The following is a 22,632-nucleotide window of genomic DNA, read 5'->3' as shown; positions in this document are numbered from 1 at the left end:
TTCTCAAGCCACACCCAGAAGGAAACTGGCGTCACCAAACTCCTTAAGGAGGTAACGTCTTAGGAAACTGGAACTAGGTCGTTCCAAATTTGGATCTTCACTTACTAAACGTTCAGCATCTTGACGAGCCGGTTCCAGCATTTTCATGTCTTTTATAAGATCAGCCACACGCATACCGGAAAAACCGTGTTGACGCTCCCCCATGAGTTCACCAGGTCCTCTAAGAAGCAAATCCTTCTCAGCAAGGGCAAAACCGTCACTGTATTTGACCATGGATTCCAAACGTTCAACAGCCTCCTGCGTCTTCGCATTTGCTATTAAATAGCAGTAAGCTTGATAAGAACTTCGTACCACCCTACCCCTGAGTTGATGTAGTTGTGAAAGCCCGAAGCGATCAGCGCCCTCAATAACCATGACAGTGGCATTTGGCACATCCACACCTACTTCAATCACAGTGGTAGAAACAAGAACCTGCAATGAACCTTTCCTAAATTCATCCATGACGTTTTTCTTTTCTTCTTTGTTCATTTTTCCGTGCAAAAGCCCCACTTTGTAATCCTTCAGGAAAGTACTGCACAGTTCTTCATAGAGGCTGGTAGCTGCCGCTGCCTCGATGGATTCTGACTCCTCAATGAGAGGGGCTACTACGTAAGCTTGACGACCTTCATCAAGCTCACGCTTCACAGCTTCATAAACGGAACTACGCCTCTTTTCTGAAACCCAAAAGGTTTTGACTGGCTTCCTATTGGGAGGAAGTTCGTCAATCACCGACACATCCAAGTCACCGTAGTAAGTAAGCACCAAAGTCCTGGGTATGGGGGTGGCACTCATCACTAGTACGTCAGGCTGTTTGCTTTTATCCATGCTAATCAGTGCAGCTCGTTGATAAACTCCAAAGCGGTGTTGCTCGTCAATAATCACCAGTCCTAAGTCCTTAAAACTTGTATCTTCCTGAATGAGCGCATGGGTACCCACCACGATGTCCAGTTGACCTGACTTAAGGTAACGCTTCACCTTACTCTTTTCTGATGCAGATAGTGAACCAACCAAAAGCCCAACTCTTAGCCCAAACTGTTCAGCCCACTGAGAAAACACCATGTAGTGCTGAAAAGCCAGCACTTCCGTGGGTACCATGACAGCCGACTGTTTGCCATTCTTTGCTGCCACAAACATGGCAAACATGGCAACCACGGTCTTTCCAGAACCTACGTCGCCTTGCAGGAGCCTATTCATGGGCTTACTTTTTTGCATGTCATTTAGTATTTCTAAAATCACACGTTTTTGAGCATTCGTCAGAGTGAAAGGTAGCTTTCTCTCTAGTTCTTCGATCCAATCTCGTTCCACCCTAAAACTGATACCCTGTGCTTGACCTATGACTTTTTTCCTTAATGCGAGGAGCACCTGGAGTACAAAAATCTCTCTGTAGGCAATTTCAGAACGTGCCTTTTCAAACTGCGCCTGATTTTCAGGACGATGCAGTTTTTCAACTGCATCAGGGTAACTTAAAAAACCTTTTTCTTGCCAATATGGAAAAATCTCAGGTACTTTGTGCGAATACTGATCTAGGGCGTTGAAGATTACCTTCCTTATTGTGTTAGTCGTAGTTCCTGCTCCAGCTCTGTAGACAGGAATCATGGGCAGTATTTCTTTCCCAGGCTCCAAAACCTCAAAGGAATCAGAGCGAAGATTTGTTAGCTGCAAGCGTCCATGATTTGATTCAACTTTACCAGTAACCATTACAAGTTGACCTCGGCGGAATTTCCTAGCTAAGAACTCTTGATTGAAGAAAACCAAGTCAACCCTGCCTGTGTCATCTTGCAAGGTCACAGTGAGCAATCTGTATCCACGATATGTCTTTTGCAACTTCACATCCACCACTGTCCCTAACACCGTGGCATCAATACCCGTCCGAAGCTGCTTTACTTTAAGTATCTTGCTTCTATCTACGAACCTCATGGGCACATAATGGATAAGGTCCCAAACGGTAGTTACGTCAAGTTTTTCCAAAGAAGCTCCTACTTTGCTGCCAACCCCCTTTAACTTGCTCACAGGCTCTTCCCAAAGTTCAGCTGGTTCATATGGACGCTGTTGAACGCCTGCGCCCCCTTCATCAGCTTCTTTGGAGTGCTTTTTCACAAGGCCGACTAAATGCTGACAAAGTTTCTTTCGCTCCGATAGAGGGAGTAAGGGGTAACGGTTAAACTCCGCAATAAGCTCGTCTATTTGGACAAGCTCAAGAGGTGTGTTCACAGACTTTCTTAGCTCACTGAGATATTCCACTACCACATAGTGGAACCATTCGTCTTCGGTTTGCGTAACAGCAAACTTGCTGTCCACTTCACGTTTTAGAGCCAAAGAGAGCTTGTTCTGTAATTCACTTTTCAACTTTTCTCTACCAGCACCCAATAAGGATAAAAAGGCTGATCCATGTCGTATTCTTCAACTTCCATGCCTAGTGATGCAAAAAGCTCTTTCATGGTTTGGGTCTCTTGCTCTTTCGCATCCAAGCCTTTGAAAATGCTGGCAATGGTGTAGCCAGAGTTCTTGGTCAGCTCCTGCAGTGTTTCAAGTACACAATCCCATCTGCTGCAAGCTGCTTTCAACTGATCATCCCAGAGGACGAGCCAGTCTCCAGCTTTGACGTCAAGCCCATCTACGTGCGAATCTTTTGTGGCTCTAGTAAGCTCGATAAAATTCGTATGATCGAGGATCTGTTTAAAGAATACATCCAACGGATCCTCAACCCCGAAATACAAGGAAAGCCCAACTGCAGCCTGTGCAGGATTCTTCGTTGGAATGACAACAACCTCTTTATCTGTTAATTCTCTTACCTGCTCTGCCGACAAAATGATGTTTGGATTATTGGGCAAAATGTAGACTTTGTTGCTGTGAACATGTTTAACCCCATCGAGTATTTGTCCCACTGAAGGGTTCATGGTCTGACCACCCATCACCACAAAATCCACCTTTATGGAACGAAACAACTCAGCCCATTTAGGTGAGGGAGCCACAGCTACCACTGCAAAAGGCTTTTCCTCTACTTGGAATCTGCCTTCCACTTGGGCCGCCATATTGTCAATCTTTACCTGTATGAGCTCTCCGAACTTGCCCATCTCCTGCAAAACTAAGAAAGGCTCGTTAGTGTGAACATGAAAGTGCCACAATCCGCCTTCTTGTCCAAGAACAATGGAATCACCTTGAGAGGACAAAAAGTTTTTAGCGTACTCAAAATCCATATTGTCAGACTTGAAATAAGCTTCTGTGCAGAACTTATACTCTCCATAACCACTTTCACTAATAAACGTTTCTGACACTCTCTGAGTTACTCGGTGAGGTTTAGGAGTTTCTCCAGCCACAGCTGCTCTAAAACCCTCAAAGAACACATAAAGACCATATCCGCCAGCATCAACTACGTCGGCTTTCTTTAAAACATCTAACATCTCTGGCGTCTCCAATACGGTTTGCCAGCCCACCTCAACTACGTCGTGCAAAGCTTCTTCGAAAGACTGATAAGTTTTTGTCTCAATACGTTCAGAAATCTTCCTTATGACCGTAAGGATGGTTCCCTCAACGGGTTTTATGACAGCATGGTATGAAGTTTTCTTACCTTCCACAATAGCTAGGAGGAAATTTGATAAGGTGAGCCGCCTGCCATCTGTGGATTGTAAAACCCTGCCGAAACCCTTAAGTATTTGCGAAAGAATGACACCAGAATTACCACGTGCTCCGGACAAAGAAGCTTTTATAAGTGCGTGCCCCACTTCAGAGAAGTCTGCCTCTTCCATTTTCCTGATTTCATTTACGACACTTTCCAAAGTCAAGGACATGTTGATCCCCGTATCACCGTCTGGCACAGGGTACACATTTAGCGCGTTTATGTCGTCCTGCAACTGCTTAACCAGACTGTAGCCACTATCAAAAGCAGAAATAAACTCCCTCACAGTAAGATGATCTTTCATTACGTTAAGCCCTCTCTTTGGCGACGTGTATTTTCACGTCAACTTCATAGTCTTTTATTAACAGCTTCTTGAAAGCATAATCCAAGGATTCTCTTAGGTTCTTCACAATCGCTGCTATGGGGCTAAGCGGATCCACTACCACATGCACAGTGGCATAAACCACATTATCCTTTATGCGAACCAAGACGCCTTCATCGTACGCATATAACCCCACCAGACCACTGGCATAGTCTTTCAGCGAAGATTTCGGGACAGACGTGATCCCGTAGCAACTCTTTATAACCTTAGACAAGTATTGAGCTATTGCTTTTGCCTTTATTCTTATTTTCAATGTTTACCACCACCTGGCTGTTATTTTAACATGCGACAAAATCTCGCTTGAACCAAAGCAGGAATCTCAATCACATGATATAATAAAAACTCGTAGACCACAACGCATATCAGGAGGAGATAGATATGGCAAGAGTTTGCTCTGTTTGTGGAAAAGGAACCACGTTCGGTCATAATGTGAGCCACTCCAACAGAAGAACCAATCGGCGTTGGGTAGCCAACCTTAAGCGTGTACATGGGCGTTTTCCAGATGGGAAAGTGCGCACCGCTTACGTGTGTGTAAAGTGCTTGAAAGCAGGTAAAGTAGAGATCCTCTAACAATAGAGGAAAACCGTGAAACACCAACACAATAAGTAAGCCAGCCCCTGGTTAGCTGACTGAAGCTTATGTACTTCTGAGGGCTGGCTTATCTTTTTTTGAACGTCCTTCTTCTATTCCTCAAAAGCCCACAAGGTAGTGCTTCAATCTCGTACCGATAATGACTGGTGTTGGCACATTATTTCCGACACATTTACTTCACCATGGGTTATCGATTTCTACATCAAGACAATGTAACTGGACAGCATAAATCAGCACTCTACAAAGCTGTACAAACGCCGTGTGAATTTACCATTTTCCTGTGACGAGAGAGTCGAACTACTAACTGACGACCGGGTAAAGTTGCTCAAAGAAGCCAATTGCAAGCAGGTGTATCTTGGAGTGGAGTCAGGCGATGAAGAGCTCCGTAAGTTAGTGCTTGAAAGAACCATTAGCAACGAGCTCCTAAAGAAAGGCGTAGATCGATTGCACGATAACGGTATACGCGCTTTTGCGTTCAACATGGTGGGCTTACCCGGAGAAAACAGACAAAAAGCTCTTTCCACGGTTAAACTCAACGCCTCTATAAAGGTTGACGATTCCATAGTGAGTGTATTTTCTCCTTACCCCTCAACCATACTTTACAAGATCAGTGTGGAAAAAGGTTACGTGAAACTTCCCATTGATTACACCCAGTTCACTTTTCTTGACCAGCCCAATTTTTCAAAGGAAGAAGTCGCATTTTTTGCCGTGTATTTTGGTTTCCTCAGGCGTTTTTACAGAAGCCACGGTGAAAACTCTGGACTCAGCCGAATGATGGACAACATTATCCTCTCACCAAAACTACCAATCAGGTTTCTTATTTCCATTGGAGAAAGCTACATGTTCGCCTGGGAGGATATAAAATCCTACGTAAGAATGCATATGCCTAGGGTATTCAAAGCGGCAAAAAGAGTACTCAGGCGGTAAGTACGTTAGAGCTAAGATAAGGACAGGCTAGAATAATTAGAAACAGCCGACCAATTTATGTGAGTTTTTTCCTTTACTCCTCCACTGTTCTAGTGGCAATCACATTTACGCCAAGTCCAAGAACATCTTCCAGAACCACGTCGCCCACCTTCACAGGAGCATTTACTTTTACCTTTCGTATTTCCTTAACGACGTCAAAAATGCGGTCTTTAGGAACAGGTTTGTCAGTTTTTACGGGTAACCTACGCTCAGTCTTGCTACCCAGCAGAACCACTGTGCTCTGAACATACCTTTGAGGATTTGTTACTTCCCTAAGTGCGTATTCGGCTCCCTTGGGGCATTTGTTACCTAAAACCTTTATGTTATTGCCTTCTCCCACAGTAACGTTTAGGGTGCAGCCCACTGGGCAAACGATGCAGGTAAACGCCATTGTTTTGTTTTGCTCATATTCCTCAGTCATGGCTGTGCCACCTTTAATTGAAGCTTATCGCCCGGTTTTATGGCACGGTACTGCTCTTCCTTTAGAGGGAATTCAGCCATTTCAGCAGGTTTTAATCCAGCAAAACCTTTCCTGGCAATGACCTCATCTTCACCACGAGTGAGCAATGCCACACCAACTGGCATGGGACAGGCTACCCTAAACCAAAGACGTGGTGGCTCTAACTCTCCCAAGGATAAACGCTGAGGGATGACCACCCTAACAGTGTCAGTAGGCGAAACCTCAGCAAATTCTGACCTGTCACCTTGGGATTTTGCAGCGCGTGCTCCAGCAATGGAAGCAGAAATTGCCACGTTATCAACCAAGTCCCAAATGCCCACTCCGTTACCCACAACAAAAACGCCAGGTATGTCCGTTTGAAAGAATTGATCCACGGCGGCGCTACCGGTATAGGGCAATATGCGCAAACCGATCTGTCTCAGAAGTTCTGCTTCAGGAAGCAAACCCACCGACAGCACAAGCGTATCCACAGGAAATACTCTCTCAGTATTAGGCACAGCCTTTCCATTTCTAACTTCGGCCACCTTTACAGCTTCCACGCGCTCTGATCCTAAAACTTCAGTAACAGTATGAGAAAGTAGTAAAGGTATGTCAAAGTCTTTTAGGCACTGCTGCACATTCCTAGCCAAACCACCAGGGAAAGGCATAAGCTCCGCTACACCATGTACCTTGGCTCCCTCTAAAGCCATCCTCCTGGCTGTTATGAGTCCAATATCACCTGAACCCAGTACAAAGACTTCTTTGCCAACTTCAAACCCTTGAATGTTTATCATGTACTGCGCAGTACCCGCTGTGTAAACGCCCGCAGGACGTGTACCTGGTATGGCAATAGCCCCACGAGGACGTTCCCTGGCACCCACAGCAAAAATAACAGCGTCAGGCTTAACTGAACTTATTCCTTCTGGTCTTGAAACTGTGAGTGTTTTATCTGGGTAAGCTTCGATAACCATGGCATTGAGCCACACCTCAATGTTGGCTGCCTTTACATCGGCACGCAAACGCTCCGCAAATTCTGGACCAGTCAAATCCTCACCGTAATAGTTCACACCAAACCCCGAATGGATACACTGGGGTAATACGCCCCCTAAACGCTCTGCACGCTCAATGATTACCACATGGTCTGCCCCAGCTTTTTTCGCAGACACTGCGGCTGCCATGCCAGCAGGGCCTCCGCCCACTACTGCCACAAACACTATTCATCACCTCGTCGGTTATCGCCGTAAATAAGCTTCGAATTCCTGCCAAATTTCGTTATCTGGTCATAACTCAGGTTCAGCTCCCGCGACAGAATGTCGATAATTCTTGGCGTGCAAAAACCGCCCTGACACCGACCAGCTGTGGCTCTCACGCGCCGCTTGATGCCATCCAGATCACTGGCCGCTGGTTGCATCTTGAGTACACTTTTGATTTCCCCTTCAGTCACCAGTTCACAGCGGCAAACCATGTGTCCGTAGGCGGGATCTTCATCTATCAATTTTTCGCGGTCCGCAAAGGGCAGTTCTCTTAGTATGGGTGGAAACTCAAAATAAGGGTCAAAGTTCTTTTTCTCTTCTAACGGCAATAAATCGGCCACCAGCTTAACTAACTCCTGTGCAATGCCTGGTGCTGCAGTTAATCCCGGAGACTTTATACCTGCTGCGTTTACAAGGCCTTCCATGGTTTTGGAATGCTGTACCACGAAGTCATCCACTGAACCAATGGCTCTTAGTCCAGCGTACTGCGCAATGGCATAGCGTTCATAGGGGAATGGAACTAAGTGTTTTGCGCCCTCAAGGACTTCAGCCAAACCCTCGGCAGTTGTTCTCCTGTCAGGCTCAGTAAGATCTTCAGCTGTGGGCCCAATGAGTAAATTGCCATGGGTGGTTCTGCTAACCAAAACGCCTTTTCCTTTTGGTGTAGGGGCTCTAAAGACTACATGGCGCACCAAGTTACCCACATTCTTGTCCAAGATAAAATACTGACCACGGCGGGGATGAATGGAAAACCAGTCTTCACCAGCCATGTGCATTATGTGATGAGCATTCAACCCAGCAGCGTTTACGACCACTTTCGTTCTTAGTTCGCCATGGTTTGTTTGCACAGTTATGTAACCATCAGGTGACTTTCTAAGATTTGTAACCTCCGTATCCAGCATAAGCTGACCGCCGTTTTTCAAACCGTTACCAACCAAACCAATCACCGCTTGGAAAGGATCAATAATACCTGAAACCGGCGCATATAAGGAAGCTCTTACTTCCGGATTAACCACAGGTTCTCTTTTTAGCGTTTCATCTCGTCCTAAGAATTTCACAGGAACCCTTACCTTCTTGCCATTGTGGTAAAGTCTGGTAATTTCGGCTATGTCAGCATCATTGAAGGCAAGCACCAATGAGCCTGTCCATTCCACATCAATGGAAAGATCCTGCGCCCACTGGAACCAGAGCTGAACACCCTGTTTGTTGAAAATGCTCATGAGCGTACCAGGCTGGGGATCAAATCCGCCATGCAATATGGCTGAATTAGCTCTGCTGGCATCACCTCCTACATCGTGCAATGAATCTAGTAGCAGCACTTTCAAGTCGTACTTGCATAGCTCACGGAATGCAGCGGCACCTACAATACCCGCCCCAATTATGACCACATCAAACGAAGTGGTATCAGCTATTGGGTCCATCCCCGAGCTCTTTCCACTGCTCGTTTCCATCCAGCGTACATCTCCTCTCTCTTTATTGCTGTTATTTGAGGCTCAAAAGTTCTATCCAGTTGCCAAATGTTCGCGATCTCTTCCAGATTATGCCAGAAGCCTGTGGCCAATCCTGCCAAGTAGGCCGTACCCAGTGCAGTAGTTTCTCTTACTACTGGCCTTTGTACTGCGAGCCCCAAAACATCCGCTTGGATTTGAAGCAGTAGATTATCCACAGAGGCTCCTCCATCGGCCCTAAGTAGTTTTAAGTCAAAACCGCAATCGCTCTTCATTGCTTCCAACACGTCTCGGGTTTGATAAGCCATGGCCTCCAGCGTTGCTCGAGCTAGATGGCATGCTGTTGTGCCCCGTGTAATTCCAATGATCATACCGCGGGCATACATGTCCCAGTAAGGAGCACCTAACCCCACAAAGGCTGGTACAAAATAAACGCCAGCTGTATCTTCGACTTGCCTAGCCAAGGTTTCCACTTCATCTGCTACCTTTATAATTCCTAAACCGTCACGAAGCCACTGAACAGCAGCACCGGTGATAAAAATGGAACCTTCTAAAGCATAGCAAACGCTGTCCTCCAGCCCGAAAGCAACAGTGGTAATTAAGCCGTGTTTGCTCTCCACCGGCTTACTGCCAGTGTTAACCAGCAGGAAAGAACCAGTGCCGTAGGTGTTCTTAGCAGAACCGGGTTCGAAACAGGCTTGCCCAAACAACGCAGCTTGTTGGTCACCTGCATCACCCGCTATGGGAATCTCACCGCCAAATAATTTGGCATCAGTATAACCAAATAAGTGAGATGAAGGACACACCTTTGGAAGCATAGCTCTGGGTATGTCCAGCTCCTGGAGTATGTCATCGTCCCAGTCCAATGCATGTATGTTAAAGATCATAGTTCTGGAAGCATTGGTGTAATCAGTTACATGCACCTTACCGCCTGTGAGACGCCAAATGAGGAAGGTGTCCACGTTGCCAAAAAGCACTTCCCCTTTTTCGGCTCTTTCTCTTACCCCTGGCACATTGTCTAGTATCCACTTAATCTTTGTCCCACTAAAATAAGCGTCAATGACTAAGCCTGTCTTTTCCCTTATGGGTTTTTCCCATCCTCTTTCCTTGAGCTCGTCACAAAACTCTGCAGTTCTACGGCACTGCCAAACAATGGCATTGTAAACCGGTTTACCAGTATTTCTGTCCCAAAGGATTGTGGTTTCACGTTGATTGGCTATGCCCAAAGCGGCAATGTCTTCGGCAGTAAGACCCGCTTTTAGCATGGCTTCCTTTGCCACATCTATTTGACTATTCCATATATCCTCTGGGTCATGTTCAACCCAACCAGGTTTTGGAAAAATTTGTGGAAATTCTTTCTGAGCCATGCTTACTATGCATCCATTTTGGTCAAATATCATGGCCCTACTACTGGTCGTACCCTGGTCAAAGGATAAAACATATTTCTTTTGTTCCATGAAATTGCACCTCTCCTCCCCATCCGCCTTGGTAAGCAACAAAATGAGAAAAAACCATAATGCACAGCGACTTTCATTGTTGTTACCTCTATTATAGATTACCAATATGCGCTGTGTTTCCTTCTTTACGGGCGCTAGATGCTACTCGAAATCCCTATGCAGCCGAGCACGGCATATAATGTAGTAAGCAGTAACAAGGAGGTGACCAAGCGCATGGAGGAGGCTTTCTTCAAAGAGGGAAATGATGTAGGTGTTTTGGTTATACACGGCTTTACGGGGTCGCCAGGAAGCATGCGCGACCTGGCTCAATTCTATGCCGATCAAGGTTTCACTGTCGCTTTGCCAAGACTTGCTGGTCACGGTACAACTCCAGAAGACCTTGAAAAGCGTAAATATCAAGAATGGATAGAAGACGTGGAAAAAGCATATGAATGGCTAAAAGAGCGCACTAGTAAACGATTTGTGACAGGACTTTCTATGGGCGGTACGTTAACACTCTATATGGGCGAAAAGCACAAAGACATTACGGGGCTTATAACCATAAACGCAGCAGTACGAATGCCAAATGAGACCTCCATGCTCATATTAGGGTCCTTGGGTATACCAAGATTTGCAAAGGGCGTAGGTAGTGACATCAAGAAAGGCATCAAAGAGCCAGCATATGAGCTTACACCGATACGAGCCACAAAACAGCTTGCTTTACTGCTAAGATTGGTCAGAAACAATATAAAAGATGTCGATCAACCCATACTTATCTTCTCTTCCAAGGAAGATCATGTGGTACCACCAGAGAACCAAAGATGGATTTACGAAAACGTAAGCTCACAGACCAAAGAACTTGTAACATTGGAGAACAGCTACCATGTAGCTACCATGGATTACGATTTAGAGCTCATTGAGCAAAAAAGTCTGGAGTTCATTCAAAAGTTGCTATGAGTTCCATATTACTTAAATCACGCAGTTTGGGAGTGCTGCTAATCCATGGATTTACTTCTTCGCCTGAGCAGATGCTTCCTTTTGCCCAAGAGCTGAACAAATATGGTATCACCTGCCTTTTACCAAGATTATCTGGACATGAGAACTTACCTGATAGTTTGGAAAATGTAAAAGCCGAAGATTGGCTACAGGATGCCGAGAAAGGATTCAAACAGCTTAGGACTGAAGTAGAACATGTTGTCATAGCTGGCCACTCCTTGGGCGGAACACTAGCACTTTATTTAGCTCAGCATTATTCAAAAGAAGATGGTTTAGTAGCGGCAGGTGTTATTAATCCAGCGGTAAGGCTCACACCTGAGCAAAGACGTGCCATAACGTTTGGGCGCTTTTATGAAAAAAAGCTGGACATATCAATGAAGCCCTTTCGGGCTCTGAGAAAAACCATTGACAGTGTAAGAAATGACCTCAAACATGTCAAAGTACCAGTAATCATTTTTGCCTCTTCAGAAGATGAACTCATACCTCACGCTTATCAGCAGTGGCTATTCGACCGATTAAGAACGACGAAGTTCTTCATAACGCTGCCTCAGGAGGGACATTCGCCTTCCCCTGAGGCAGCTGAAGTCATCATTAAGACCTTCTTAGTTCTCGTTGATACCCTTCTGTAGCCACTTCATCAGTTGGTTAAAGGGAAAACTCATAACCCCCGTGTAGCTGGTATCCACGAGCAGGTATGAAGGGTTTCCTCTTATGACCACCGTCAGTGATTTGCCCACATCCCACCAAGTGGGAAGCTGCTCCGAAGTTTCCACCTCAGCATCAGATGAAATTTCTTTAATTTGTACTGGAGCTAACGTGTTTACCAGAACCAGCTTAATGCCATCAGCTGTGATTTCTATGTTCTTGACTGCAGAGATTAAATAACCCGCGTTTTGGCTGATTCGCTGGTTTTCCTCCTCTAGAAGGTTGGGAAAATCACTTATAGCACCAAAGAATGCCTTTTGCTTAAGTTCAACAATTTTATTCTTCTCATTAACTGTCCAAGGTAGCACCCTGTCAGCTATTCCATCATAGCGTTCGTCCAAGAAGCTTATCTCCGGCTTAAGCAGGTCTACTTCACTAAGGTAGGCATCAATGTCTTTGGGAAAGTGCTGATAGATGTAAGCAAACAAGTACCGTCCGTTGTCCAGCTTTGCCCAATCACTAACCACGTCATGCCTAAAAGATGAAATTATCTTCTTCTTGGGGCTGAATTTACTTACAGTTTCACGTACTACATGCCACTGCATAGTTTTTATCTCAATGTCCACCCAACAGTCATAGTCGTCAGCTAATGATAATGCCTCCTGTAAGGTGCAGACTTGTTGTTTCCCATTGAGTAAGTCTCTGAGCTGATCATAGCTTAACTCTTCCACGCCCACATCTATGCCATGAAGCCTCTTAAGGTTGGGATCATGAAACAGTACAGCAGTTCCATCAGTGGTTACCATAACATCAAGCTCAAAACCGTCAGCTCCTGCCTCCAAAGCCTTCGAAAAAGCTTCCAAGGTATTTTCTGGCCAGAGCAAGGATGATCCCCTGTGCCCCAGAAGTAAAAACTGCTTAGTAGTGTCCTTCACACTATACTCCATGGCCATGCTCCAGACTATGCCTATTTACAAAAATGAGTAGGGCCGCCAAAAGCTCCAGCGTTACGGAAACTATGACCATGAGCGTTGGAGAAAAACCATAAATGATGCCCATGACAAAACTTCCAGCGAACCAAGCCAGGCCATAGACGGTGTTGAAAAACCCGTAAGCCACTCCTCGCCTCTCTGTAGGTATCATCTCTGCCAGTGCAGCACGCATCACAGACTCTTGCGCTCCCATGCCAATGCCCCAGAGAACCATACCAATGACTGGACCCCACCATACATGGAGTAAGAATGCAAAAGGTGAGAACAGCGCAGCAATTAATGCTGAGACACCAACCACACTGACCCCAGCTCGGTCAAACCATGCACCGAATACGAGCGCAGACAAGGCATCAATCCCCATGGCTAAAGAGTAAAGAAGGGCGATGAACTGCGCCTGGAGTATGCCGTTTTGCTGCAGGTGGTACCCAATAAGTGGGTAATCAATGTAACCTGCTCCAATGAGCGCCACAGCACCTAAGTAAATCCAGAAAGCTTTCGAATAACCCTTCGTTTCTATACCTTTATATGCTGGTTCAAATTCCTGTGGCTTTGGATAAAGAAATCTTGCCGTTACCACAAGAATCATGGCAAGAATAGCTGGTATGCCCAAAAACAAGAACGCGTCCCTGTAACCCAGGTTGCGGGCAAGCACGATACTCACAAAAACAGGCCCTGCTACAGCCCCGATCTGGTCCATGGCTTCGTGCAAGCCAAATCCAAAGCCGCGACCTACTTGCTTCGTGGCTTGAGAAAGCATGACATCTCGCGCAGGGGTGCGTAGCCCTTTACCAAGCCTCTCTAAGATGAGAAGCAGAACGGCTACTTGCCAGTTGCCCACAAATGCCAGCAATGGTATGGCTAGTAGGTTAAGTGCATATCCCACAATGGTTAGGAGCCAGTAACGGTGGGTTCTATCTGCCCAATAGCCTGAGACCAAGCGGAAAGCGTAACCAAGCATTTCACCAAAGCCCGCTGCAAATCCCACCACAGCACTGCTTGCTCCCAACAGACCCAGATAAGGGCCAGTGACGCTGCGGGCTCCTTCGTATGTAACGTCAGCCAGCAGACTTACTAACCCTAAAAGTATTATGAAATAAAAAGCTCCACGTTTTAGGTTCTTACTCTCAGTATTGTTCAACTCTATACACCTCCATAATACACCTTATCTGAAGAATTGTATTACATATTAAAACGATTTTTTAAGTTTAAAAATGCGTAATAGCCATGATTCTCAACTCTTTTTAGTTTATACTCATTAACCTACTACAGATAAAACTACACTTGCTGGAGTAAAAATTTCATCGAAAGTCCCTACTTTTACTACTTCCCCGTCCTCTACAAAAATTATCTTGTCATATTTTTTAAGAACTTCTTCAGAAGTATTATGAGTTATTACCAGTGCTGTCAATCCTTCTATGCTTAAAATGGAATTTTCTATGCTCAAAGCTGTTTTTTTATCCAGTGATGAGGTAGGCTCATCTGAAACCAATATAGGTGTACCTTTGATTAATGCCCGTGCAATGCTTATCCTCTGCCTTTCCCCTCCTGATAAATTACTGCCCTTTTCTCCCACTTCTGTATTTTCTTTATCCGGTAATTTCTCTATAAATTCCTTTAACCCAGATAAGGAAATTGCCCTCTCAATAACTTTTTCATCGTACTCCTTAAAAAGAGTTATATTGTTTTTAATACTTGTATCAAACATAAACACGTTCTGGTGTATCACAGAAATTAGATTGTTGTACAAATCTTCAGTTTTTATATTTCTTATGTCTATTCCGTCAATTAAAATTCTTCCTTCAAAATTGTTATAGTATTTTAAAAGAAGTTTTACTATTGTTGATTTGCCACTGCCACTTGGACCAATAATCGCACATTTTTCTCCTTTCTTTACCGTAAAAGATATATTTTTTAAAGTAGGTTCTTCTCTCCTCCCATAAGAAAAGCTTACATTTTCAAAAACTATTGCGTCATTAAAATCTGTCTTTGAGATAAACTCTCCTTCCTGCTGTTCTTTATCTTCCATAATATCCATTATCTTTTTCTGTATTGATTCTGTCCCTTTCAAAGCATTTACCCTTTCAATAATTCCTATCATGGGATTTACAATATTATTCATTAACTGCACCGCAGCTATCATCAATCCAGGTTCTAAAATGCGCTTTATTACAAGATATGCACCGAGCCCCAGTGAAGCAAAAAACATTAAATATCCAAAGAACTCTGTCAGAGAATTTGCCAAAGCAAGCATTTTTTCAAAGAAAAATCGGTTATCTTCCACTTTTTTATTGTATTTTTTATACTGTCCCTCTACTAATTTTTCCACATTAAAGCTTTTTACTACTTCAAAACCAGATAGTATGTCGTTTGTCTGCACAGTCAAATCAGATAAACTATCTGAAAATTCTTTTTTAGCTCTACTTATTTTTTCTCTAAAAAGATAAGGAATAGCCACAAGAAAAATACTTATAACAAAAACTCCTACAGCGATGAAAAAATTTAATTTAAAAATTGCAACTGTTGCAATTATAAAAGAAAATATTAGCGCTACCATCGTCAATATATTTTTAAAATAATCTTGCTCCAGTATCGTTATATCGTTATTTAATGTGGAAATATACGAAGCGCTGTTGCCTTTCTGGAACTGGTCAATCTCTTTATTTATTACCTTAGAAAATATGTCATTTTTTAAATCAAAAAGCATTTGCCTTATATAGCTTGCTCTTACAATCCTAAGGGAATACCATACAATCAACACAGAAATTAAATACAGCGAAAAAATTATACATGTTTTATATAAAAGTGCCATGTCATACTCTACTGCTGCATCTACAAAATTTGCTAAAATGAATGCTAACATAACGCTCAAAATACTTTCTGCCAGAGTTAAAATTATATTCCCAGTCAAAAGCAATTTATTTTTGAAAAAGTACTTTTTCACACCCTCACCTCCCAAAAATTTCTCCTAATACAATTCCCATTCCAAATCCTAAGAAAAGACCTCCCATGAAATGACCTAAAAATATTCCTAGGCCCGTACCTATAAACAAGCAGCCTATAAAAATTTTCCCCCTTTTTATAAAATCCAATTGACTCCCTCCTATTCTTCATTTTACTTCTTTAAATTATATAAATTTCAATTTAAATTTTTTAAACTTTGTTGCTTTAATAATAACATTATTTAAATTTCCAGTAAAATTTATTAAAGTAGCAAAAAAGCTTGTTATTATTGATTAAGCCAATTTATCTCTCAAAAACTCTCAATTTCAAACTTTTACTCCTTTTTTCTCTATAAATTAAAAACCCATAGGAAGTAAAATAAACTTACTTCTTATGGGTTTACTCAAAAGCCTTTTTTCTGTCCCCAAGCACCTTTGCTTATCAATATAAGGCAACGCAAATAGCTCTTCATTCATCTTCTACATACTCTAATATATCTCCTGGCTGACACTCTAAAACTCTACAAATAGCATCCAAAGTCGAAAAGCGAATAGCTTTGGCTTTGCCTGTCTTTAAAATTGACAAATTTGCCATCGTTATGCCGACTTTTTCTGAAAGTTCTGATAGCGTCATCTTTCTTTTCGCTAACATTACATCAAGATTAACTCTAATCACAATCCAACCTCCTAAATTGTCAGGTCATGTTCGTTTTTTATTTCTATAACCTTTATTAAAAGAGCTTTAATCACTCCTGCCGCAGATGCTATAATAAAAGACATAAAAATTATACCCACACCTAATAAAAATAGGCTCGGATGTAAGGCGTTGTTAAAGATGAGATATACCATGCCTATTACATAAAGTAAAATTATAGCAATGGACGAGTAAAATATATAAGTGAGAGATTTGTTGGTATATTCTGTAAAAGCTTTATCCTTCTCAATAAGTCTTAAAATAACAAAGCCATTGTATACACCTATATAAAAAGGAATGCATGTAAGATAAATACCAAATAGAAGAGGATATTTTAGATAGGCGTATTCTGGATTTTGTTCAGCTAATGTATTTGCTACACTTGGAAGCCAGAAAATAGACAGCATAAGTATTACAAAGCCTATAACCACCAAAGAAATTTTTAATAAATTTAACATCCACTTTTTCATAACTACACCTCAATTTCAATTATTTTACTCACATTATGACACATAATTTATTGAAAATCAATATATTTTTATCGATAAACAATAAAAATAATCAAACAAAGGGACGGTTCTTTTTGTTTGAAGTTTGAAAATCAAACAAGAAGAACCGTCCCCGGTGTTTGATTTTAATATCTAACTTAGCAAATTAAATGGAAGGTAATCGTCATTCTTTATCTCTTCAACAAACAATTTATCTCTTCTTCTTTTAAATACATAGGCATGAGCATTTTCAAAAGACTTAATAATTCTAAAAGTATCTTCTATGATTTCAATTGCACAGCCATTCTCTAATCCTATTCCTGTACCATCAAAGTTCATCATAAATTTTTCAAAATATTCCCTTCTATTTTCTTCGTCGAGATGAGGACATAGTATGGCATCAAAAAGCCCCAAACCCTCAACTTTAATATAACTCCATGTTTCTACATCCTGAAATCTTAGTGAATCACTAAAACCGTATTTGAACCAGCATATAGCTCCTGCACTCAATCCTGAAAGTACCGTTCCTCTCTGATAAGCATCAATCAACATCTTGTCAACACCTTTGGACCTCCATATTTCCATCATCCTCTTTGTGTTACCACCGCCAACATAAATCAAATCTGCCCACAAGATTTTATCTTCTATTAGCGTCCTATCCAAACTATCTTTTATTAAAAACAAAACATCTGTCTTGCATCCAAGCGTTTTACCATAGACAAGGTCAAAACTTTCACAGTAACCTTCAGGTTCTCCGCTCGCAGTTGGTATAAAAAGAGCTTTTGGATTGGCTTTACCAGTTAGTTTAACTATTTCTTCATCTATTTTCAAAGTTTCAAATTTTGAAATCTCTCCTCCCCCTATGGCAACAACTTTTTTCATATACTCACTCCTCCATTCGTTGGTCAGAGTTCACAAAGCCTTTCCATACCATTTTTAACCATTCAATTTTTACAGTATTCAAGCATGCATTAACCCGCACTTAAATCATCTCCAAGCGGCCGAACAATTGTCGTTGAGATAGCTAATAGTGGCAAAAGAGCGCGCCGACTCCAAACTGAAACCGTAGAAAAGCAGATTCCATGCCACATAAGACTGTAGCTAAAGCACTTATTCAACCAAACGCAAAAACACCACAAGCATGTGTAAGTAAGCGAGCAGATCATAAACACCTTCGCATCTGCGTGGAGAAATCACATTGGCAACTACCACACTGTAGAGGGAGATCGCCTCTGACAGCGGAAGAAAATGAAATCACATCTACAGGCTTGGTTTTACCAAAGTACTTCCGCAAGTCTTTAATCTCTAGTATTGATATCAACCTTTGCCTCCTGCAATCTTGAAACGTCTTCTTTGGACGCTACTTAGTAACAATATCACCCTTTCTCACGTTTGAAAGGCAAATAAGTGACAGTAAAAAGAAAATCAATGCATAGGGGAACATGACGTATTTACTTTTTGCCAGATCGGAGATAAAGCCAATAAGTGGCGGAGAAACAATTGATGCAGCTTGGGAAGAAAAGTAATACAAACCGGTAAACGTACCAACCTCAGCAAGAGAGCCCATGTCCACCACCGTGGGTAGCGAATTAATGTTAATCATGGCCCAACCCACACCTGCCATTGCAAACAGTAAGTTCAACCATAGAGCATTTCTGGTAAACATGATGCCAGTTACCGCGAGAAGCATAAAAACCAGTCCAAAGGACATGACACGTTTTCTACCAAACTTGTTTGCCAACCATCCAGCAGGTAAAGCAAAAACCATGAAAACCAAAGACATGACGCCAAGATTTAGTTTAGCGAGGTTTTCTGCCACTGTAGGATCCATGCCTGATTCCAAGCTCATGTAGACCACATAGAACGTTTCCACTGCGTTGTAAGCGATGAACCACAGGAAAATTGCCAAAAGCATGAACCACAAGTCCTTGTGTTCTTTATTCAGAAGGGAGCCAATGTTCTTCCACCAAGGTGTTTCTTCAGCTTGCGACTTGTAATAAATGGCATCCCGTGGTTCATTGATGGCCTTATAGACAACAAATGCTGCCACAAGAGTGATAACAGCAGCAATACCAAAACCCAATGGGCGGTTCTGGCTGCTTATTCGACCAATACCAAAATACACCAGCAGAGACCCTAAACCCCCCATAAAGTTAATCACACCGTTAGCAGGTGAACGCTGCTCAGGTGGAACAATGTCAGGCATGAGTGCAATGACAGGGCCTCTGCTCACTGCAGCCGATATGTTCATGACGATGACAGTAATCATGAAAATGACCAACCCCGTCGTTGATGTACCAAAAAACAAGGGAATCCATGGAACCAATGCAAAGAATACAGCCATGAGCGGCATACCAGTTATGATAAAAGGCATGCGTCTTCCAATTTTGGTGCTGACTTTGTCTGAATAAGCAGCTATAATGGGTATGAGTGTAACTGCAAAGATGTTATCGATATTCATGATCCAACCGGTGGCAAAGTTGCTCATACCAAATTGACTTTGAAGTATGACAGGCACATCCGCATTGTACAAAGCCCATACCACCGAAATACCCATAAAACCAAACCCCAGTAGGAAAAGCTTCTTGTAATCGATTTTCATTCCCTTACCTCCTCTGGCCGTGTTGAACGTGCCTTTTTCACCTCACGTGAACAGCACAATACTATATTCACCCATTCTAAACCTGGATATAGCCTTACTGAGTAAAAACATAGTGTCATAGTAAAAAGACCTCACTATAAGAAAGAACAGGTGTTCGACTACCAATGATGCATTCACTGGACATCCTCACGAATCTTTTCGGTCTTTGCGAAAACCATGAAAACGAGAGCAAGAAAAACAAAAACAAGCGTTAGCTCAAAAACAACGCTTCGACTTCCCACTAAGTCAGATGCAAATCCTATCAATGGAGCTGATATGAGGTAAGCAATTTGAGAGGCAAATAAGTAGAAAGCCGTAAAAGTACCATTTTGTGTTGGTTTGGCCATGTCCATAACTGCGGGATAAGAATTAATACCGACCATGGCCATGCCAACACCCGCTATGGCGAAATAACCTCGTGACGTTACCGGGCTTCCAGCGGACATGATACCGGATACTGCAAATCCAGTAAGCAGAAGACCAAGTATCATGACGCGCTTGCTGCCAAATCGTGCTCCGAGCCAGCCCGCGGGAACAGCAAAAAAAGCGAAAGCTGAAGACATAATCCCAAGATTAAGTTTCGCCAACGTTTCAGCGATGGCTTCAGGAAATCCTGACTCCATAGCAACGAATACAACGTAAAAAACCTCTATGCCGCTTACTGCCATAAACCAGAGGAAAACACCGAACAACTCCAGCCAAAGGCCAGTATATTTCGGGTTCATGATCGTTTGAACCTCATGCCACCAACTGCCGCTATTGACCAAAGGCGACACGCGAGGAACTTCTTTTACGTAAGAACCTACCACCGAGGCACAGAGGAGAGCTACCGCAGATGCCATAGCGAAACCAGCAAATCTGTTGTAACTGCTAATGTGTCCGATACCCAAATAAACCAAAATAGAACCCAAACCGCCCATAAAGTTCAGAAACCCGTAAGCAACAGAGCGTTCCCTTGGTTCAGTGACGTCACACATTAGAGCCATAAATGGTCCCTTAGCTACACCCAGAAAAACATTAGTTAGTATTAGCATGAGTATGAACACTAAAAGTGAACAAGTACTACTGCCCAGTACCATCGGTATCAACGCACTTAGAGCAAAGAAGAAAGCCATTAATGGCATGGCTGTCAGAAAAAAAGGCAATCGTCTTCCAGTTCTCGTTCGCACGATATCAGAATATGCCGTAACAATCGGCATGAAAGCCACTGCGAAAAAAGCATCAATGTTTATGACCAATCCTGTAGCAAGGTTGCTCAAGCTAAATGTTTCTTCCAACATCACTGGAACATCTGCTTCGTACAAACTCAATATGACCGAAATCCCCATGTAACCAAGACTCATCAAGAAGTATTTCGCGTAGGTTCCTTTCATGCCATCTACCTAAAAATCGCCCTCTAACGCTGGATAACGTTTACCGGAACAGACCTCGCATTGGGGATTTTCAGCAATGTAGAGTTGACTCCATTGGTTTTGCCAAAGATCGAAAACCATGAGCCTCCTTTCCACTTTATCCAAGGCGCCTGTGAGTACTTTTATGGTCTCGGTAGCCATGAAAGCGGTGACCACACCTAAAATAGGGCTTATTAGCCCTCCTGTGGCGGCTGTAGGTGCGTTAGAAACATCAAGGCTGTCTCCCACTACGTCGCGCAAACATATCTTTTCATCAGGAAGGAACATTTTCGACATGCCATAGGCGCCAGCAACACTACCAAATGCAAAAGGGATGCCATTCTTCTTGGCCACGTCGTTCATTACAAAACGTGCTTGATAATTGTCCGTCCCATCCATAATTACGTCAAAGCCCGTAAGAAGACTCTCAGCATTTTGGCCAGTGAGTTTATCTTCCACCGGCTCCAAGATTACCTCACTGTTAATTCGTCTCAAGTGTGTATAAGCACATTGGGCTTTGGACTTTCCCACATCACCTTCGTCGTACAAAATCTGTCTTTGCAGATTTGATAGCTCAACAACGTCAAAATCAATCAACCTAAGACGACCCACGCCTGCTCTGACTAAGTACTGAGCAATAAAAGTTCCTAAACCGCCCACGCCAACTAAAACAACACTACTTTTTCTAAGCAGCTTCTGGCCTTCCACCCCCAGTGGGGGAAACTTTTCCTGAACCACATACCGTTCGTTCACAATTAGTCCTCCTTAGGAGAGGAGTTCATGCTCATACTATTTCATTTTAGTGGATCTATAATATTTTTATGGCAACAAAGATTGCACATGCGTACCCGGGACAAGGTGCACAGTTCCCTGAAATGGGAAAGTACCTTTCAAGGAAGGCATTGCAAATTGCTACTGAAAGCTTCCAAAAGTTAATAACTGCTTTGGAAAAACAAGATAAAGAAATACTCACAGAAACAGAATTCGTACAGCCTGCTGTTTACCTAGTAGAAGCGTCCCTCATGGAAAAGCTGCCATCTCCATCCCTAGTCTTAGGGCATAGCTCAGGAGAATATGCAGCCTTGGTGGAAGCCAGAGTTTGGGATGTTCGAACTGGATTTGAAATCATAAGAGCTAGGGGCCATTTCAGCGCTTCCTTCGCACCCAAGGGTTTCATGGTGCAAATCCCCTCAAACAGCAGACAACAGGTGCTTGGAGAATTCAAGTCCGTATACTTGGCTGCCATTAACAGCGAAGACCGAGTAGTCGTAGCAGGTGTTGAAGCTGATTGGAAAAAGTTGAAAGAGTTTCTAGAAGAAAACCACGTGGAATACACATTGCTACACGTGTCAGCACCTTTTCACACACCCTACATGGAAAAAGCCGCACAAAGGCTACGTTCCTTCTTGGAAATCAATCCGGGCAAAATGCCTGCCATATCTGTCTACCTGAACGCCCTAAAACGCGTGGTACAGAGTTATGATGATGTAATCGAAGGTTTAACTCTTGGTCTGACAAAACCTATCAACTGGTTGGAAACCCAAGAGTACCTAAAGAGAAGTGAAATAAGCACATTGGTGGAAGTGTACCCACGCCCCTATTTAAGCAAATTTACCTCCTTTCCAACCTATAACGTGTCGGAGTTCTACCATTTGACTTTGTAACATTTCACCCCC

At 43.0% G+C, this 22,632-nt stretch carries 22 protein-coding genes; 5 read left to right on the top strand and 17 right to left on the bottom strand.

Features of this window, described 5'->3' with window-relative positions:
* Positions 1–3: 3 nt before the first annotated feature.
* Genes recG through COPRO5265_RS01250 form a run of 3 tightly spaced genes read right to left on the bottom strand, consistent with a single transcriptional unit; the run spans position 4 to position 4,290 of the window.
* Positions 4–2,385 carry an ATP-dependent DNA helicase RecG gene (gene recG, locus COPRO5265_RS01260; protein ID WP_012543452.1) on the bottom strand — a complete coding sequence of 794 codons (2,382 nt, stop codon included), beginning with the start codon at positions 2,383–2,385 and terminating at the stop codon, positions 4–6.
* Entirely contained in the window at positions 2,382–3,959 is a 1,578-nt protein-coding gene (locus tag COPRO5265_RS01255; protein WP_012543869.1) for a DAK2 domain-containing protein, read from the bottom strand. Before COPRO5265_RS01255 ends, recG begins: the two co-directional genes overlap by 4 nt.
* A 4-nt stretch (positions 3,960–3,963) precedes the next feature.
* Positions 3,964–4,290: an Asp23/Gls24 family envelope stress response protein gene (locus COPRO5265_RS01250; RefSeq protein ID WP_012544140.1), complete on the bottom strand. Its 327-nt coding sequence runs from the start codon at positions 4,288–4,290 to the stop codon at positions 3,964–3,966.
* 125 nt (positions 4,291–4,415) lie between these two features.
* On the opposite strand from COPRO5265_RS01250, the gene rpmB reads away from it, so the two are divergent.
* Positions 4,416–4,607: a 50S ribosomal protein L28 gene (rpmB, locus tag COPRO5265_RS01245; protein WP_012544752.1), complete on the top strand. Its 192-nt coding sequence runs from the start codon at positions 4,416–4,418 to the stop codon at positions 4,605–4,607.
* A 282-nt stretch (positions 4,608–4,889) separates the two neighbouring features.
* Positions 4,890–5,555, top strand: coding sequence for a radical SAM protein (locus COPRO5265_RS01240; RefSeq protein WP_012543616.1), 666 nt, complete (start codon positions 4,890–4,892; stop codon positions 5,553–5,555).
* Positions 5,556–5,628: 73 nt separating this feature from the next.
* Here COPRO5265_RS01240 and COPRO5265_RS01235 read toward each other — a convergent pair whose 3' ends face one another.
* The 4 genes from COPRO5265_RS01235 to glpK are packed head-to-tail and all read right to left on the bottom strand — an operon-like array spanning position 5,629 to position 10,191.
* Entirely contained in the window at positions 5,629–6,015 is a 387-nt protein-coding gene (locus COPRO5265_RS01235; protein WP_012544466.1) for a DUF1667 domain-containing protein, read from the bottom strand.
* The gene (locus COPRO5265_RS01230) at positions 6,012–7,247 is read right to left on the bottom strand and encodes an NAD(P)/FAD-dependent oxidoreductase (RefSeq protein ID WP_143708077.1); all 1,236 of its coding nucleotides are present in this window, start codon (positions 7,245–7,247) and stop codon (positions 6,012–6,014) included. The genes COPRO5265_RS01235 and COPRO5265_RS01230 overlap by 4 nt, the downstream gene beginning before the upstream one ends.
* A complete protein-coding gene (locus COPRO5265_RS01225; protein WP_012544351.1) occupies positions 7,247–8,737 on the bottom strand; it encodes an NAD(P)/FAD-dependent oxidoreductase in 1,491 nt (496 codons plus the stop codon). The genes COPRO5265_RS01230 and COPRO5265_RS01225 overlap by 1 nt, the downstream gene beginning before the upstream one ends.
* Complete coding sequence (gene glpK, locus COPRO5265_RS01220; protein WP_012544743.1) at positions 8,695–10,191, bottom strand: glycerol kinase GlpK; 1,497 nt, start codon at positions 10,189–10,191, stop codon at positions 8,695–8,697. The genes COPRO5265_RS01225 and glpK overlap by 43 nt, the downstream gene beginning before the upstream one ends.
* 213 nt (positions 10,192–10,404) lie before the next feature.
* On the opposite strand from glpK, the gene COPRO5265_RS01215 reads away from it, so the two are divergent.
* Positions 10,405–11,127, top strand: coding sequence for an alpha/beta hydrolase (locus tag COPRO5265_RS01215; protein WP_012544121.1), 723 nt, complete (start codon positions 10,405–10,407; stop codon positions 11,125–11,127).
* Positions 11,124–11,795, top strand: a complete 672-nt coding sequence (locus tag COPRO5265_RS01210; protein ID WP_012543624.1) for an alpha/beta hydrolase — start codon at positions 11,124–11,126, stop codon at positions 11,793–11,795. The genes COPRO5265_RS01215 and COPRO5265_RS01210 overlap by 4 nt, the downstream gene beginning before the upstream one ends.
* Here COPRO5265_RS01210 and COPRO5265_RS01205 read toward each other — a convergent pair.
* From COPRO5265_RS01205 to COPRO5265_RS01165, 10 genes are all read right to left on the bottom strand, one after another.
* On the bottom strand, positions 11,769–12,758 hold the full coding sequence (locus tag COPRO5265_RS01205; RefSeq protein WP_143708076.1) for a glycerophosphodiester phosphodiesterase: 990 nt from the start codon (positions 12,756–12,758) through the stop codon (positions 11,769–11,771). The two genes, COPRO5265_RS01210 and COPRO5265_RS01205, sit on opposite strands and share 27 nt — an antisense overlap.
* Complete coding sequence (locus COPRO5265_RS01200; protein WP_012544051.1) at positions 12,748–13,941, bottom strand: MFS transporter; 1,194 nt, start codon at positions 13,939–13,941, stop codon at positions 12,748–12,750. The genes COPRO5265_RS01205 and COPRO5265_RS01200 overlap by 11 nt, the downstream gene beginning before the upstream one ends.
* 117 nt (positions 13,942–14,058) lie before the next feature.
* Positions 14,059–15,744, bottom strand: coding sequence for an ABC transporter ATP-binding protein (locus COPRO5265_RS01195; protein ID WP_012544349.1), 1,686 nt, complete (start codon positions 15,742–15,744; stop codon positions 14,059–14,061).
* Between the two features lie 4 nt (positions 15,745–15,748).
* Entirely contained in the window at positions 15,749–15,892 is a 144-nt protein-coding gene (locus COPRO5265_RS07555) for a hypothetical protein (RefSeq protein ID WP_162828800.1), read from the bottom strand.
* Positions 15,893–16,211: 319 nt separating this feature from the next.
* On the bottom strand, positions 16,212–16,394 hold the full coding sequence (locus COPRO5265_RS01190; protein ID WP_259082545.1) for a helix-turn-helix domain-containing protein: 183 nt from the start codon (positions 16,392–16,394) through the stop codon (positions 16,212–16,214).
* 35 nt (positions 16,395–16,429) lie between these two features.
* On the bottom strand, positions 16,430–16,906 hold the full coding sequence (locus COPRO5265_RS01185; protein ID WP_011026704.1) for a DUF2975 domain-containing protein: 477 nt from the start codon (positions 16,904–16,906) through the stop codon (positions 16,430–16,432).
* A gap of 171 nt (positions 16,907–17,077) precedes the next feature.
* Positions 17,078–17,806, bottom strand: coding sequence for a peptidase E (locus tag COPRO5265_RS01180; protein ID WP_011026705.1), 729 nt, complete (start codon positions 17,804–17,806; stop codon positions 17,078–17,080).
* Between the two features lie 478 nt (positions 17,807–18,284).
* Entirely contained in the window at positions 18,285–19,526 is a 1,242-nt protein-coding gene (locus COPRO5265_RS01175) for an SLC45 family MFS transporter (protein WP_012544038.1), read from the bottom strand.
* A gap of 173 nt (positions 19,527–19,699) precedes the next feature.
* A complete protein-coding gene (locus COPRO5265_RS01170) occupies positions 19,700–20,938 on the bottom strand; it encodes an MFS transporter (protein ID WP_049750672.1) in 1,239 nt (412 codons plus the stop codon).
* Positions 20,939–20,947: 9 nt separating this feature from the next.
* Positions 20,948–21,709 carry a HesA/MoeB/ThiF family protein gene (locus tag COPRO5265_RS01165; RefSeq protein ID WP_012543479.1) on the bottom strand — a complete coding sequence of 254 codons (762 nt, stop codon included), beginning with the start codon at positions 21,707–21,709 and terminating at the stop codon, positions 20,948–20,950.
* Between the two features lie 68 nt (positions 21,710–21,777).
* Here COPRO5265_RS01165 and COPRO5265_RS01160 point away from each other — a divergent pair, with 68 nt between their 5' ends.
* A complete protein-coding gene (locus COPRO5265_RS01160) occupies positions 21,778–22,620 on the top strand; it encodes an ACP S-malonyltransferase (RefSeq protein WP_012544309.1) in 843 nt (280 codons plus the stop codon).
* Positions 22,621–22,632 lie beyond the last annotated feature (12 nt).

The organism is Coprothermobacter proteolyticus DSM 5265, assembly GCF_000020945.1.
Lineage (GTDB): Bacteria > Coprothermobacterota > Coprothermobacteria > Coprothermobacterales > Coprothermobacteraceae > Coprothermobacter > Coprothermobacter proteolyticus.
Note: the sequence above shows the minus strand (reverse complement) of the source record. Positions and strands in the feature narration are given on the sequence as shown.

Coding starts and splice junctions, on each gene's coding strand:
- COPRO5265_RS01255 (WP_012543869.1), bottom strand. CDS start 3,959: ATGAAAGATCATCTTACTGTGAGGGAGTTTATTTCTGCTTTTGATAGT.
- rpmB (WP_012544752.1), top strand. CDS start 4,416: ATGGCAAGAGTTTGCTCTGTTTGTGGAAAAGGAACCACGTTCGGTCAT.
- COPRO5265_RS01235 (WP_012544466.1), bottom strand. CDS start 6,015: ATGACTGAGGAATATGAGCAAAACAAAACAATGGCGTTTACCTGCATC.
- COPRO5265_RS01225 (WP_012544351.1), bottom strand. CDS start 8,737: ATGGAAACGAGCAGTGGAAAGAGCTCGGGGATGGACCCAATAGCTGAT.
- glpK (WP_012544743.1), bottom strand. CDS start 10,191: ATGGAACAAAAGAAATATGTTTTATCCTTTGACCAGGGTACGACCAGT.
- COPRO5265_RS01215 (WP_012544121.1), top strand. CDS start 10,405: ATGGAGGAGGCTTTCTTCAAAGAGGGAAATGATGTAGGTGTTTTGGTT.
- COPRO5265_RS01210 (WP_012543624.1), top strand. CDS start 11,124: ATGAGTTCCATATTACTTAAATCACGCAGTTTGGGAGTGCTGCTAATC.
- COPRO5265_RS01205 (WP_143708076.1), bottom strand. CDS start 12,758: ATGGAGTATAGTGTGAAGGACACTACTAAGCAGTTTTTACTTCTGGGG.
- COPRO5265_RS01190 (WP_259082545.1), bottom strand. CDS start 16,394: ATGTTAGCGAAAAGAAAGATGACGCTATCAGAACTTTCAGAAAAAGTC.
- COPRO5265_RS01185 (WP_011026704.1), bottom strand. CDS start 16,906: ATGAAAAAGTGGATGTTAAATTTATTAAAAATTTCTTTGGTGGTTATA.
- COPRO5265_RS01180 (WP_011026705.1), bottom strand. CDS start 17,806: ATGAAAAAAGTTGTTGCCATAGGGGGAGGAGAGATTTCAAAATTTGAA.
- COPRO5265_RS01175 (WP_012544038.1), bottom strand. CDS start 19,526: ATGAAAATCGATTACAAGAAGCTTTTCCTACTGGGGTTTGGTTTTATG.
- COPRO5265_RS01170 (WP_049750672.1), bottom strand. CDS start 20,938: ATGAAAGGAACCTACGCGAAATACTTCTTGATGAGTCTTGGTTACATG.
- COPRO5265_RS01160 (WP_012544309.1), top strand. CDS start 21,778: ATGGCAACAAAGATTGCACATGCGTACCCGGGACAAGGTGCACAGTTC.